Source organism: Polaromonas sp. P1_F8 (genome assembly GCF_056405635.1).
Genome location: NZ_JBFUBS010000001.1, coordinates 328615 through 342458 on the forward strand (window position 1 = coordinate 328615; position 13844 = coordinate 342458).

16 protein-coding genes are annotated in these 13844 nt (G+C 62.9%); 9 read left to right on the forward strand and 7 right to left on the reverse strand.

The genetic code is table 11. The features are described 5' to 3' along the window. Window positions 1-120: 120 nt before the first annotated feature. Window positions 121-2484, reverse strand: coding sequence for a Tex family protein (locus tag AC1D1J_RS01590; RefSeq protein WP_477693708.1), 2364 nt, complete (start codon window positions 2482-2484; stop codon window positions 121-123). 227 nt (window positions 2485-2711) lie between these two features. On the opposite strand from AC1D1J_RS01590, the gene AC1D1J_RS01595 reads away from it, so the two are divergent. The 8 genes from AC1D1J_RS01595 to serA all read left to right on the forward strand — a co-directional run bounded on the left by AC1D1J_RS01595 (window position 2712) and on the right by serA (window position 8122). Then, window positions 2712-3230: a hypothetical protein gene (locus AC1D1J_RS01595; RefSeq protein WP_477693709.1), complete on the forward strand. Its 519-nt coding sequence runs from the start codon at window positions 2712-2714 to the stop codon at window positions 3228-3230. Between the two features lie 114 nt (window positions 3231-3344). Continuing rightward, entirely contained in the window at window positions 3345-4118 is a 774-nt protein-coding gene (locus AC1D1J_RS01600; protein WP_477693710.1) for a DUF1223 domain-containing protein, read from the forward strand. 55 nt (window positions 4119-4173) lie between these two features. After that, the gene (locus tag AC1D1J_RS01605) at window positions 4174-4704 is read left to right on the forward strand and encodes a GNAT family N-acetyltransferase (RefSeq protein ID WP_477693711.1); all 531 of its coding nucleotides are present in this window, start codon (window positions 4174-4176) and stop codon (window positions 4702-4704) included. A 66-nt stretch (window positions 4705-4770) separates the two neighbouring features. After that, window positions 4771-5121, forward strand: coding sequence for a GlpM family protein (locus AC1D1J_RS01610; protein ID WP_477693712.1), 351 nt, complete (start codon window positions 4771-4773; stop codon window positions 5119-5121). Between the two features lie 10 nt (window positions 5122-5131). After that, window positions 5132-5644: a hypothetical protein gene (locus AC1D1J_RS01615; protein ID WP_477686317.1), complete on the forward strand. Its 513-nt coding sequence runs from the start codon at window positions 5132-5134 to the stop codon at window positions 5642-5644. A 37-nt stretch (window positions 5645-5681) separates the two neighbouring features. After that, window positions 5682-6167, forward strand: coding sequence for a rod shape-determining protein (locus tag AC1D1J_RS01620; RefSeq protein WP_477693713.1), 486 nt, complete (start codon window positions 5682-5684; stop codon window positions 6165-6167). Continuing rightward, entirely contained in the window at window positions 6164-6745 is a 582-nt protein-coding gene (locus AC1D1J_RS01625) for an MOSC domain-containing protein (RefSeq protein WP_477686315.1), read from the forward strand. Before AC1D1J_RS01620 ends, AC1D1J_RS01625 begins: the two co-directional genes overlap by 4 nt. Before the next feature lie 147 nt (window positions 6746-6892). After that, on the forward strand, window positions 6893-8122 hold the full coding sequence (gene serA, locus AC1D1J_RS01630) for a phosphoglycerate dehydrogenase (RefSeq protein ID WP_477686314.1): 1230 nt from the start codon (window positions 6893-6895) through the stop codon (window positions 8120-8122). Between the two features lie 153 nt (window positions 8123-8275). On the opposite strand, the gene AC1D1J_RS01635 is transcribed toward serA, so the two are convergent. Then, window positions 8276-8692 carry a thioredoxin fold domain-containing protein gene (locus AC1D1J_RS01635; RefSeq protein WP_477686313.1) on the reverse strand — a complete coding sequence of 139 codons (417 nt, stop codon included), beginning with the start codon at window positions 8690-8692 and terminating at the stop codon, window positions 8276-8278. Between AC1D1J_RS01635 and AC1D1J_RS01640 the strand changes: the two genes are divergently transcribed. Beyond that, on the forward strand, window positions 8679-8888 hold the full coding sequence (locus AC1D1J_RS01640) for a hypothetical protein (protein WP_477686312.1): 210 nt from the start codon (window positions 8679-8681) through the stop codon (window positions 8886-8888). The two genes, AC1D1J_RS01635 and AC1D1J_RS01640, sit on opposite strands and share 14 nt — an antisense overlap. 27 nt (window positions 8889-8915) lie before the next feature. Here AC1D1J_RS01640 and AC1D1J_RS01645 read toward each other — a convergent pair whose 3' ends face one another. The 5 genes from AC1D1J_RS01645 to AC1D1J_RS01665 form a co-directional block, all read right to left on the reverse strand. Then, entirely contained in the window at window positions 8916-9683 is a 768-nt protein-coding gene (locus AC1D1J_RS01645; protein WP_477693714.1) for an alpha/beta hydrolase family protein, read from the reverse strand. Between the two features lie 71 nt (window positions 9684-9754). Beyond that, window positions 9755-10660, reverse strand: coding sequence for an SDR family oxidoreductase (locus tag AC1D1J_RS01650; protein ID WP_477693715.1), 906 nt, complete (start codon window positions 10658-10660; stop codon window positions 9755-9757). Window positions 10661-10752: 92 nt separating this feature from the next. Next, entirely contained in the window at window positions 10753-11223 is a 471-nt protein-coding gene (locus AC1D1J_RS01655) for a GNAT family N-acetyltransferase (RefSeq protein ID WP_477693716.1), read from the reverse strand. Further along, window positions 11220-12158, reverse strand: a complete 939-nt coding sequence (locus AC1D1J_RS01660) for a glutathione S-transferase family protein (protein ID WP_477693717.1) — start codon at window positions 12156-12158, stop codon at window positions 11220-11222. Before AC1D1J_RS01660 ends, AC1D1J_RS01655 begins: the two co-directional genes overlap by 4 nt. Before the next feature lie 32 nt (window positions 12159-12190). Next, window positions 12191-13831, reverse strand: a complete 1641-nt coding sequence (locus tag AC1D1J_RS01665) for an isovaleryl-CoA dehydrogenase (RefSeq protein WP_477693718.1) — start codon at window positions 13829-13831, stop codon at window positions 12191-12193. Window positions 13832-13844 lie beyond the last annotated feature (13 nt).

A 13844-nucleotide genomic window follows, 5' to 3' on the forward strand; every position in this document is an offset into this window, starting at 1 on the left:
TGGATGATCGCTATTATTTTGATAGCTGGTTGCGCCCGCCAGTCAAGCGCCAGGGCCTGATTTAACCCTAAAAAACGGGTCAATTCATGCCTTTCGGGCGACCTGGCGGCGTGCGCGTTGTTATTTCTTCAGCGCGGCCAGCTTGCTGAAGGCCGACTCCATGGCGGTCGCGGCGGCCGGTTGTGGCGCGCCTGGGCGGCTTCCATAGTTGCCGCCGCGGTTTTGCCCGCCCGGCGGGCGCGCGCTTTCAAAGCGGTTGTCACGCGGGCCGTCGCGGCGGGCCGGTGCGGCGTCGAGTTTCATGGTGAGGCCAATGCGCTTGCGCGCCACATCGACCTCGGTCACGCGCACTTTGACGATGTCGCCGGTTTTTACGACCTCACGCGCGTCGGTCACGAACTTGTTGGAAAGCTGGCTCACGTGGACCAGGCCGTCCTGGTGCACGCCGATGTCGATAAACGCGCCAAAGGCCGCTACATTGCTGACCGTGCCTTCCAGCGTCATGCCTTCTTTCAAATCCTTGATGTCTTCGACACCGTCGTTGAAGCGTGCCACCTTGAAGTCGGGGCGCGGGTCACGGCCGGGTTTTTCAAGTTCGGCAATGATGTCCTTGACGGTGATCACGCCGAACTGTTCATTCGCAAACAGCTCGGGCTTCAGGGTCTTGAGCATCTCGGCCCGGCCCATCAGCTCGGCCACCGGCTTGCCGGTGTGGGCCATGATCTTTTCAACCACCGGGTAGGTTTCGGGGTGCACGCCGGTCATGTCCAGCGGGTTGCTGCTGCTGCGCAGGCGCAGGAAGCCCGCGCTTTGCTCGAATGTCTTGGCGCCCAGGCCGGTCACCTTGAGCAAATCGGCACGCGAGGCAAACGCGCCATTGGCATCGCGCCAGCGCACCACCGACTTGGCCACGGTTTGCGACAGGCCCGACACGCGGGCCAGCAGCGGCACGCTGGCGGTGTTCAGGTCCACGCCCACGCTGTTCACGCAGTCTTCGACCACGGTGTCGAGGCTGCGCGCCAGGTCGCTCTGGTTCACGTCGTGCTGGTACTGGCCGACGCCGATCGATTTCGGGTCGATCTTGACGAGCTCGGCCAGGGGGTCCTGCAGGCGGCGCGCAATGCTGGCCGCACCGCGCAAGCTCACGTCCACGTCGGGCATTTCTTGGCTGGCAAATTCACTGGCGGAGTAGATGGAGGCACCCGCCTCACTGACCACGACTTTTTCAATGGCCTGTTCCACCTTGGCCATTCCCTTGATCAGGTCGGCGGCGAGTTTGTCGGTTTCGCGGCTGGCGGTGCCGTTGCCGATGGCGATCAGGTTGACGCCATGCTTTTCGCAGAGCCTGGCCAGCGTGTGCAGGGAGCCATCCCAGTCCTTGCGCGGTTCATGCGGATAGACGGTAGAGGTCTCCACCAGCTTGCCGGTGGCATCGACCACGGCCACCTTCACGCCGGTGCGAATACCCGGGTCCAGGCCCATCACCACACGCGGGCCGGCAGGCGCTGCCAGCAGCAGGTCGCGCAGGTTGTCGGCAAAGACCTTGATGGCGACTTTCTCGGCCTCTTCGCGCAAACGGGTAAAGAGGTCGCGCTCGAGCGAAAGGCTGAGCTTGACGCGCCAGGTCCAGGCCACGGCCTTGCGGATCAAATCATCCGCCGGGCGGGCCTTGTGGCTCCAGCCCAGGTGCAGTGCGATCTTGCCTTCGGCAATGCTGGGTTTGCCGGGCTCGGCCTGCTCGGGCAGCACCAGCTTGGCATCCAGAATCTCAAGCCCGCGCCCGCGAAACACCGCCAGCGCACGGTGCGAAGGCACGCGGCCGATCGGCTCGTCGTAGTCGAAGTAGTCACGGAATTTGCTGTTGTCGGCGTTGTTCTCGTCTTTGCCGGTCACCAGCTTGGAGCTGAACAGCCCTTCGCTCCAGAGCCAGTTGCGCAGCGACTGCACCAAACCGGCATCTTCGGCCCAGCGTTCGCTGAGGATGTCGCGCACACCGTCGAGCACGGCCTGCACGGTGGTGAAATCGTCGCCGCTTTCGTTCTTCTCCGCTTTCACAAAGGCCGCGGCTTCGTCGGCAGGTACCAGTGACGGGTCGGCAAACAGCTTGTCGGCCAGCGGCTCGATGCCGGCTTCACGTGCGATCTGACCCTTGGTGCGGCGCTTGGGCTTGAAGGGCAGGTACAAGTCTTCCAGGTCTTGTTTGGTGGCGGAAAATTCGATCGATGCGCGCAGCTCGGGCGTGAGTTTGCCCTGCTCTTCGATGCTTTTGAGTACCGCTTCACGCCGCTCTTCCAGTTCACGCAGGTAACCCAGCCGGTGTTCCAGTTCACGCAGCTGGATGTCGTCGAGTCCGCCGGTGGCCTCTTTGCGGTAGCGCGCGACAAAGGGCACGGTGGCGCCGCCGTCAAGCAGCTCTACGGCGGCCTTGACCTGATGTTCCAGGACTTTGATTTCTGCCGCGATCTGGCGAATGATTTTCTGCATATTGAAAGAGATGTTCGAAAAAGCTCGGAAAAAGAAGCAAAAGAAGGTCGATAAAGGGGCAAATGCCCGCCCGGCGATGCAGCCTGCCCTGGCAGAGAGCCGTTATCGGTGCGTCGAGTACAAACTGACGCCAAGGGTCGGCATTGTCCCACAGCACCAGCGCTGTTTTGCTTCTGATAATGGCCTTTGGCTTAAAGCAATTTCTTACATTTTCAGGGGAGACACATATGCGAACTCGCACGATTTTTTTGGTGGTGGCCATGCTGCTGCTGGCGGGCTTTGTGGCCCTCAATGTCGATGAATTCAGCCGCGTGAGCATGCTCAGCCTGGGCTTTACCACCGTGGAGGTGTCGCTGGGCTTCGTGATGCTGCTCTTGCTGGTGGTTGCCACGGTGGTGTTTCTGGCCTCCACGCTCTACATGCAAAGCACCAACTTGCTGGAAACCCGGCGCTATGCACGCGAGCTGAACACGCAGCGTGAGCTGGCTGACAAGGCCGAGGCCTCGCGTTTTACCGAATTGCGGAGCTACCTTGAAGTGCAGGCCCTGGCGGCACAGCACCGGGAAGCCGCCGCCGCCACTGTGCTGGCCGAACGCTTCTCGCAGCAGCAACAGGCATTGCTGGCGCGGCTGGAGCAGTCGGACAACACCATGGCCGCCCACATGGGTCAGCTCCAGGACCGGCTTGAGCGGCATGGCGGCATTGCGCACCTGGAAAAAGACTCGGAGACCATGCCGCTGGTTTGAGTGCCTGAATACCGGTTGTGCCGCGTCTTTCTTTTCTTATTGACCAGGCCCGGCAGGTGTAAGAACCGGCGAAGTCCATCGACCAATGGGGGTCTGCAATCCACGGAGACCCTCATGCTGCACACCGCGCCCCCACGGCCTTCTCGCCGCAATACCCCGCTGATCACCGCAACCGTCTTGATGGCACTGACGTCCAGCGCGTTGTCCGCACAAAACGCCTGTGCCATCAGCTCCGGGCCGGCCATCACGCCCGTCGTTGAGCTGTATACCTCCGAAGGCTGCAGTTCCTGCCCGCCCGCTGACAAATGGGCTTCGTCGCTGAAAGGCAGTGGGGCCGTGGTGCAAGCCTTTCACGTCGGCTACTGGGACTACATCGGCTGGGTTGACCGCTTTGCCGCGCCCGCCTACACCAGCCGGCAACGCGAAATAGCGTCCAGGAACAATCTGCGCAGCATCTATACACCGCAGGCTGTGCTCAACGGCAAAGACTGGCCCCGTTGGGGTGGCAGGCCTGCCGACAGCAAGGAACCCGCGCGCGCCAGCATCGTGCTCAGGCAACTCGGCCCGGACCAGTTTGAAGCCAGTGTCACCCCGCTGCCCGCACCGCAGGTGTCACCGTCCTGGTCAGCCTACTGGACCGTCACTGAGCATGGGCACAACTCCAAAGTGAAAGCCGGTGAAAACGCCGGAGAAGTTCTCAAACACGATTTCGTTGTGCGCCAGTACACCCAGGCTGGGGAATATAAAAGCAGTGAAACCGGGCCGCAAAAGCTGACCTTTCGCAGTATTGCTGCAACCCAGGGCCATGAGCGCCAGGTGAACTTGGTGGTGTTTGACCCTCAAACCGGCAAGACCTTGCAGGCCGTCAGCCTTCAATGCACCGCCTGACGCACCGCACAGGCGGGGGCAACGCGAGGCCTCGGGCTTGCCGCACAATGGCGCAATGGATTCCCCGCAATCACCGCCCTGCGCTCCTCCGCTGGCTTTGCGATCACCCGGGGCCGCCGACTATGCGGCGCTGGCCACATGGGTCCAGGACGCCGGCACCTGCCTGCGCTGGGCCGGCCCCAAGCTGAAGTTTCCGTTTGAGCCCGAGCGGCTCTCGGTACTGCTGGCTGAACCCGGTGCCTTCAGCTTTGTCATGAGCCGGGGCCCGGCAGAGGCGCTGGGCTTTGGGCAGTTCTGGGTGCGTGAGGCAGGTGCTGCGCACCTGGCCCGCATCATCCTGGCGCCCCATGCGCGCGGCCAGGGTCTGGGTTCAACACTGTGCAGGCTGCTAATGGCCCAGGCGGCCAGTGACACCGGTGCCACAGCTTTCACACTGCGCGTGTACCGGGACAACCATCCCGCGCTGACCACTTACGAAGGCCTGGGTTTTGCGGTGGTGCCTGAGCTTTCGAGCGACCGCATTTTTTCCATGCGCAGGGAAGCGCAGAACGGCATGCAGGCGATACAGGCCGAAGGGCGTCGATAGTGCCCTTCTATAAACTGTTGATCCGTGTTGCTGCCCCGTCTTTGCATTCCTTTTTCTTTTCCATCCATGCTTTCACTTTTTCTTAAATGCCTGCTGGGTGCGCTTGCCGTGCTGGTCATTGCCCTTCTTTCCCGGTCGCGCAGTTTCTTCATCGCCGGGCTGGTGCCGCTGTTTCCCACCTTTGCACTGATTGCGCACTACATCGTGGGCAGCGAGCGCTCCGCGGCCGACCTTCGCACCACGGCGCTGTTCGGCCTGTGGTCCCTCATCCCCTATGCGGTTTACCTGCTGGTGGTGTACTGGCTCAGCGTGCGGGCGGCACTGACCGTGACGCTCGCCTGCGCAACCCTGGCCTGGGTGGTGGCAGCGGGCGTGCTGCTGTTCGGCTGGGGCCGCGCCTACCCTTCGGCGCTTTGAGGAAAACGGCATGAACAGGCTCAAAAAAGTGCTCCGGGCAGTTCTTCTTGCCCCCGTCGCGCTGTTTTTGCTGTTTGAAGAATGGGGCTGGGAGCCGCTGGCCGCCGGCTTTGCAGCACTGGGGCGCCTGCCCTGGTGGGGGCGGCTGGAGCGCTGGATCACCCGCTTGCCGCCCTGGGCTGCGCTGCTCGCCTTCGGCGTGCCGGTGCTGGCGCTGATCCCGCTGAAGCTGCTGGCGCTTTACCTGTTCGGCCTGGGGCATGTCACGGTCGGCCTGGCGCTGATACTGGCGGCCAAACTAACCGGAACCGCGCTGGCGGCACGCCTCTTTCAGCTAACCCAGCCTGCACTCATGCAAATGCCGTGGTTCGCGCGGCTCTACACCCCCTGGAAAGCCTGGAAGGACAAAATCATGGCCCAGGCCAGGGCGTCGTTGCCATGGCGCATGGCCCGCCGTTTCAAGACGCGGGTCAAGCTGGCAGCTGCGCGGCTCCTGGCCGCACTGAAAGCCGTATTGTCATGAGCGCCAGGCTCACTGAATTCAACCGCAGCCCTTGACCATGTTCGACTTCATCACGCCACCTTTGTACATCCGCCTGTCGCCTTACCGGCTGACGGTGCGCAATGTAAAAACGGGCGCTTTCATTTCCGAAGTGCCCGAAATTGCGATTTCCCGCAGCCCCAAGCCCAAAGTGCTGGGTGCGGGCAATGACGCTGCCATGCATAGATCGAGCAAGTCGGCACAAGTCATCAATCCTTTCAGCCACCCGCGCTCCATGGTGTCCGACTTCGCACACGGTGAGCAGGTACTGAAGGCCTTCGTCCGGAAACTTCAGGCCAGCCACGTGCTGGCTCCCGCGCCCCGTATGGTGTTCCATCCTCTGGGCGAGCCCGCAGGTGGTTTCACCCAGGTGGAAATACGGGCCCTCCGTGAGATGGCCCTGGGGGCCGGCGCTTCAGAAGTCACCATGTGGCAGGGCCCGGAATTGACAGATGAGCAGGTGCTGTCGCGCAGCTACCCTTCCGCGGGACAGGTACTGGAATGACCGCAACCGCTGGCACGGGCATCAGTGACCTGCGCGCGCTCACGCGGCAATTCCCCCACCAGGGGCGGCTTGAGCAAATTTTGCTGAGGCCCGCCCGCCGAAACCCGGTGCTCGGCGTTGCAACCGTGACGGCGCTGGCCGGCCGTGGGCTGGAAGGCGACCGGAGCGCGGCGGCGCCTGCCATTCGCCCGGAAAGCAGCAAACGCCAGGTCACCCTGATCCAGGCCGAGCACCTTGCTGTACTGGCGGCGCTGATGCGGCTTGGCACGGTGGATGCCGCGAGCCTTAGGCGCAACCTGGTGGTGTCGGGCCTGAATCTGCTGGCGGCGAAATCCCTTTTCAGGGACCAGCCCATGGTGCTGCACATCGGCGACGTGGTGCTGGAAATTACCGGCCCGTGCGAACCCTGCTCGCGCATGGAGGAAGTGCTGGGCGCTGGCGGCTACAACGCCATGCGCGGCCATGGCGGGCTGACGGCGCGTGTGCTGCAGGGCGGTTTACTGCGCCTGGGGGATGCCGTTGTCTGTGAACCTGCCAAATCCGATCGGGAGTCTCTAATTCAACCGCTATTGATTTGATAGCTGCTTGCGCCCGGCCAGTAATGCCCGGGGCCATTTTTGGCATTATTCAAGGTCTCGAATCCCGCCGCCCAACCGCGTACCAGCACGGGTATTTCGCTTCCCTCATACTTGTTCCTCATCCACTTTTTGGCGCAGCGGCTTTTCATGAACAAAACTTCGGTCGACAAGCAAAAAATCAAATTCCTGTTGCTCGAGGGCATTCACCCCTCCGCGGTGGAAGTTCTCAAGGCGGCAGGTTACTCGCAGATCGAAAGCCTGGCCGGAGCGCTGCCCGATGACGAACTCAAGGCCAAAATCGCCGACGCGCATTTTGTCGGCATCCGCTCCCGCACCCAGCTCACTGCCGATGTGTTTGCCCAGGCCGGCAAGCTGGCGGCGGTCGGCTGCTTTTGCATCGGCACCAACCAGGTCGACCTGAACGCCGCCCGCGAACGCGGCATTGCGGTGTTCAACGCGCCTTTCTCCAACACCCGCTCCGTGGCTGAGCTGGTATTGGCCGAGGCCATTTTGCTGCTGCGCGGCGTGCCCGAGAAAAGTGCCGTGGCGCACCGCGGCGGCTGGCTCAAGTCGGCCGAAAACGCCTACGAAATCCGCGGCAAAACACTGGGCATCGTCGGCTACGGCTCCATCGGCACGCAGCTGTCGGTGCTGGCCGAAGCGCTGGGCATGCAGGTCGTGTTTTTTGACGTAGTGACCAAGCTGCCGCTGGGCAATGCCCGGCAGGTGGCTCAGCTCAAGGACCTGCTGGCCCAGTCCGACGTGGTGAGCCTGCACGTGCCCGAAACCCAGGCCACCCAATGGATGATGGGCGCGGCCGAGATCGCTGCGATGAAGCCCGGCAGCGTGCTGATCAACGCCTCACGTGGCACGGTGGTGGAAATTGAACCGCTGGCCGAGGCGCTGAAGCAAAAAAGGCTGCTGGGTGCCGCAATCGATGTGTTTCCAGTGGAGCCGCGCAGCAACAAGGACATGTTTGAATCACCCCTGCGCGGCCTCGACAACGTGATCCTGACGCCGCATGTGGGCGGCTCGACCATGGAAGCGCAGGAAAACATCGGCATCGAAGTGGCCGAAAAGCTGGTGAAGTACAGCGACAACGGCACCTCGACGTCTTCCGTCAACTTCCCCGAAGTGGCATTGCCGGCTCACCCTGGCAAGCACCGCCTGCTGCACATTCACCGCAATGTGCCGGGCGTGCTGTCGGAAATCAACAAGGTGTTTGCGGCCAACGGCATCAACATCGCGTCGCAGTACCTGCAGACCAACGAGGCTGTGGGCTACGTGGTAATCGACATTGACGCAGCGCATTCCGACATCGCACTGGCCAAGCTGGCCGAGGTGCCTGGCACGATTCGCAGCCGGGTTCTGTTTTGAACCGGGGCTGAACCCGGACTCAATTCGGACCCATCCAGGCTGTGCCGAACGCTATCAAATAAATAGCTGGCCGCGCCCGGTCTTATTGGGGTTTAGCCACTTTTTCCTCGAAAAAACAGGCCAAATCTACTGTGCCGGCCCGTCTGGCAGGCCTTACGGCGCCTGTAAGCCCAGCAAAGTGGCAAGCGCGGGAGTTGACAAGGAACCCTCCTGCGATACCGTGGCGCCGGTCTGGGCATGGGTTCCGACGATGGCCGGAACAGAGGCAAGCCCAAGCCGCTTCATCAGCTCGGTGTTTTTGTTGACGGCTTCCTTCTGCGCGTCGATGTTGCTCGCCGCGCTGATGCCGCCGCGCCGGGCCAGGAAGGACGCTTCATGCTCGTCCATTGCGGCCACTGGGTCGCCGGCCGCCAGCAGGGTAGCGCCCTGAGCGGTACTGGCGGCGTTGAGAAGGCTGACAGGAATCCAGACAAACTTGGCCTGCGACTTCAGCGGCTTTGCCGCTTCCCAGAGTGCGCCGCAGTGCGGACATTGCGCGTCAAAAAATACATACACCGTGCGCCTGCTCATCAATGCACCGGCCGCAAAACCTTTGGCGCCGGCCTCGATGGCCGCTGTGGATATCGGCTCGCTGGTCTTTGCTGATGAATTGCCAGGCGCATCATTGCAGCCGGCAGACAGCAAGCTGGCCGCCAGAACAGCAGCCAGGGAAAGTCGGGACAGGAGTTTGGGCATCATCGAAGGCCGTGAAAACGGCTGTGAATAAGAGATGGCCAAGGATAGCGCAGCGGCGCTATTTCGACAGCCTTCCGGCCAATTCCCCGGCCAGCATGAAGAACTCCGGCGCGCGCTGCACCGACACGTGGGTGGCGTTCATCGCATACGTGACCCGGGTTTTGACGCCGCGCGCCTGCAGCGCCCTGACATAGGCCTCGCTGAACTGGGGCAAGGTGTTTTCGTCCTTGTTGCCCACCACCACGCTGATCTGCGTATTCGGGCTGATTTTCTCCGCTTCAGCCAGGGGTGAAAGGCTGCGGCTCCAGGCGCCGGCCTTGCCCGCAGAGCTGCTCCGCCATTGCCGCCATGCCGGCACGTCGCAGGGGCAGGCGGCCAGCAAATAGGCGTCGGCACTGCCGGGAAAGCGGCTGGCGACCAGCGCCGCCATGGCTGCGCCACCCGAATGGCCGATCAGCAGGATTTTCTTGCCGGGGTTGAGGCTGCGCAGGTTGCCCAGCGCGGCAGCAATGATTTCGGCGTTGCGGGGTGTGTAGTCATCGTCCCTTGGGCCGGACTCGCCGTCCGATATGCCCAGATCGCTGCGGTAGCCGGGGCGCTGCATCGCCACGATGACGGCCTGGAGCTTCTCGGCCAGCAAGGCTGCTGTGCCGCTGTCCGCTTTCAACTCCGTGCGCCCGCCGTTGTCGCCGTGCAGAAAGACGACCAGTACCCTGGGTGTGATGCGGGACGTCTGGCCAGGCGCCAGCTTGCGGATGACAAGGCACTGCCGGGCCTCCCCTGCCCGTTCAATGCCGTCGGCAAGTTTTCCGTCGGGGCACTTCACCGGTTGTGCCAACGCGCCTGCCCCCGCCAGCCCAAGCAGCAGGCCAGCCCAAGCAAGGCGGCCGCGGCCCATCAGGCCCCGCGAAGCGCGGCTTTCAGTTGCTGGCCAATTTCAGGCTTGTCGGCAAACGGATCCGTCGGGTTGCGAGCCTGCAGCACGTCTTCAAGCCGTGTCTGCACGGAGTTGATGGCTTTGGGGTGGCTGTAAATGTAGAACTGGTTCTTTGCGATGGCGTCAAACACCAGTTTCGCCACATCGGCGGCGCTGACCTTGCCGGAGCCGACTGCCTTGCCTGTCATGGCTTGCTGGATCATCTGGCTCTTGGTGGGCTTTTCCGCGCCGAGTTCGGCCGGCCGGTTGCGGTGGCTCATGCCGATGCCGGTAGCCACAAAGAAGGGGCAGAGCACCGAAGCGCCGACCTGGTCGGTCACGAGGCCCAGGTCCTGGTACAGGGTTTCGCTTAAGGAAACCACGGCGTGTTTGCTGACGTTGTAGACGCCCATGTTCGGCGGGTTCAGCAGCCCGGCCATGCTGGCGGTGTTGACGATGTGGCCCTGCCAGGATGGGTCTTTCGCGGCTGCTTCCAGCATCATCGGCGTGAAGATGCGCACGCCGTGGACCACGCCCATGACGTTGACGCCCAGCACCCATTCCCAGTCCTTGACACTGTTTTCCCAGATCAGGCCGCCCGAGCCAACGCCGGCATTGTTAAAAACGAAATGCGGCGCGCCAAACCGTTCGAACACAGCCTTGCCCATGGCCTCCATCTGCGCGGCGCTGGAAACGTCGAGCTTGAATGAAAGCACCTGGGCACCGGAAGCCTTCATCTCTTCGGTGGCCTTGTCCAGCGCATCCTGCTGCACGTCAACCAGCACCAGGTTCATGCCCAGTTGGGCCCCCAGGCGGGCGCATTCCAGGCCGAAGCCCGAGCCCGCGCCGGTCAGCACCGCGGTTTTGCCTTTGAAATCCGTGATCATGGTTCGCTTTCCTTGATGAATATCTGGGTGTCTTGAAGAACAGGAAAATTGTCCGTGAGGCCTGCCGTCACAGCTGTCGCTCAGGTAACTGTTCAGGCAACCCGCAGCATCTCGATGTGCGGTATGCCGTCCTCGATGTAGGGCTGGCCGGTATTGGCAAAACCGTGCTGCAGGTAGAACTGCTCAAGCCGTGCCTGTGCGCCTATGCGGATGGGTTGAGGGCCCCAGTGCTGCTGCAAACGGCCAACGGCCTCTTTCATGAGCGCATGGCCAATGCCACTGCCGCGCGCTGAAGCATGTGTGACCACGCGGCCTATGCTGGCCTCCGCAAACTTCACGCCCGCGGCGAAGCAGCGTGCATAGGCCATCAGCCGACCTTCCCTCGTGCCCAGCAGATGCATGGCCTGCATGTCGGCGCCGTCCATGTCCTGGAAGCTGCAGGCCTGCTCGACCACAAACACTTCGCTGCGAAGCTGCAACATCTCATAAAGCTCAAGGGTGGTTAGCGCACCAAAGGGAAGAAAACGCCAGGAAATAACGGAAGTGCCGGAGATGCTGCTCATGCCGGGGTTGCAGCCTTCAGGGTGTAACCGATGCGCGGGAAATGCACATGCACGGTGCCGGCACGCGCATCGGTTCGGCGCAGCGTGTAGTGCATGCGGGTGGCGGCGATCAGCTCGCCCTCGGTGGGTTCCGGGCCAAAACTCTCGCCGCTGACCAGCACCTGGCTGCCCAGCGCAATGCCGTGCTCGTCCTGGAACAGGTCGTCATGCAGCGGCGCCGGCGTGGATGCGGCGGCCAGCGCCACAGCTTCGACCGAACTGAACTTTTCAATGCCGCCATGGCCGATGGCGGCCATGCGGTCCATCCATTCCAGCACGGCCGGCGTGAGGTTCAGGATGCCCGCGAGCACCGGTGTTTGCACCCGCGTGAACCACAGCGGGTGGTACATCGCGAAATCGGCGATGCAGGGCACGTCGCCCAGCAGAAAAGGCCGGTCGTCGAGCATGTCCGAAATCCGCCGCAGATAGGACTTGTAAGCCGCGGCGGCGTCGCTGGCGCGCAGGCGCGGCATGCCCGTGCTCATGGCCTTGCGGTCTTCGCCGAAGGCGCGGGCGGCTTCAGGTGGCGCTTTTTCAAAAATCTGGGCCACGCCCTTGGGCTGCGTGTTGTAGGCCATGGAGGTCCAGAACAGCGTGTTGTCGGCCCAGTGCGCGAGCGTGCGCGCCAGACCCTTGCTGGGCTCCGGGTACACCGAAGGCTCGGGCTGCAGGTGTTCCAGTACGTCGCTGATCAAGGCGGTGTCGCAATAAATGTCGGCGCCGATTTGCAGGATGGGTGTCTTGCGGTAGCCGCCGGTAAGCGCCACCACGTCGGGCTTGGGCATGATCATCGGGATGATGACGGACTTCCAGGGCAGGTTTTTGTAGCCCAGCATCAGGCGGGTTTTTTCGGCAAATGGCGATGTGGGGTAGTGGTGAAGAATCAGCTCGCTCATGGTGTCTCCGGGTGTTCTGGGTGTCTGGAAATTCAGCGGGGCATGGCCCGTGCGATGAGGGTGTCGAAATCGGTACTGGCGCCTAGCGTACCGAAAGCATGGCCCCAGTTGCCTGCAATGCGCGAGTCGCAAAAAGCGCTGAAGACGGCTGCGGGCGCGGTCTGGTACAGCAAGGCGGCCTGCACCGCCAGCGCCACGTCCTGCGCGAGCCGCCGTGCCTCCACTTCAGTCGCCATTTCTTCCACACGTGTTGGCAAGGCAGCGGCCAGCCGGTCCAGCGCCGGGTGCGCGCCTTTTGCGGCGGCAAGCTCCTGGTTCAGGGCCGCCACGGCGTCGGCTTTGCGCAGCGCGCGCAAAAGGTCCAGCGCCATGATGTTGCCCGCGCCTTCCCAAATCGAATTGAGCGGCATTTCGCGGTAAACGCGGGCCATGACGCCCTCGCCACCCTCCTCCACATAACCGTTGCCGCCCAGGCATTCCATCGCCTCCTGGGCGAAATGGCTGCCGCGCTTGCAGATCCAGAACTTGGCGACGGGTGTCAACAGGCGCGCCATGGCGGCCTCGTGGGCATCGCCCGGGCGATCAAAAGCCCGGGCCAGGCGCATTGCCAGTGCGGTCGCGGCTTCGGATTCAAGCGCGAGGTCGGCCAGCACGTTGCGCATCAGCGGCTGGTCGATGAGCAGCTTGCCAAAAGCTTTTCGCTGCGAGGTGTGGTTCAGCGCCAGGGCCAGCGCCTGCCGCATCAACCCGCTGGTGCCCAGCGCGCAGTCCAGCCGGGTCATGGTGCCCATTTCGAGTATCTGCGGAATGCCGCGGCCTTCGCCCCCGACCAGCCAGGCCTGGGCGTTTTCAAATTCCACTTCAGAGCTCGCGTTGGCCTTGTTGCCCAGCTTGTCTTTGAGGCGCTGGATGCGGATGGCGTTGAGGCCGCCGTCGGGCAGCACGCGCGGCAGGAAAAAGCAGGAAAGGCCACTTGGGGTTTGGGCCAGTACCAGGAAGGCGTCGCACATGGGCGCCGAGAAAAACCATTTGTGACCGGTGATGGCATAGCGCTCGCCCCAGCCGTCGCGGCCGGCAGGTTCGGCGTGGGTGGTATTGGCCCGCACATCGGAACCGCCCTGTTTTTCCGTCATGCCCATGCCCATGGTGAGGCCGGCCTTGGCCTGCCATAGCTTGAGTTCGGGGTCATAGGCGCGGCTCGCCAGCTTGGGGCCCCAGTCGGCGTAGATGGCCGTGTTGCCACGCAGCGCGGGCGTGGCCGCGTAGCTCATGGAGATGGGGCACAGAATGGAGGGCTCGAGCTCGGTGAAAAGCATGAAGCCTGCTGCGCGCTGAACATGGGGAGATGGATTTTCTTCAGACCAGGGAGAGCCATGCAGGCCCGAGCCCGTCGCGAGCTTCATGAGCTCGTGATAGCCCGGATGAAACTCCACCTGGTCCACGCGACGGCCAAAACGATCATGGCTGTGCAACACAGGGCCATGAATGTTGGCGAGGCGCGCATGGGTCTGCATGGCGGTGCTGCCCAGCGTGTCGCCCAGCCGGCGTAGCTCGCCCGTATCCAGCGCTGGCGCATTGAATTTCAGCGCATCGCGCAGCGGGCGGTTGGTGTCAAACAGGTTGTAGTCCGACAGCGGTGCGGGCTGGTTGAAGACTTCATGCGTGGGGTTCATCGCAAACCTCCTG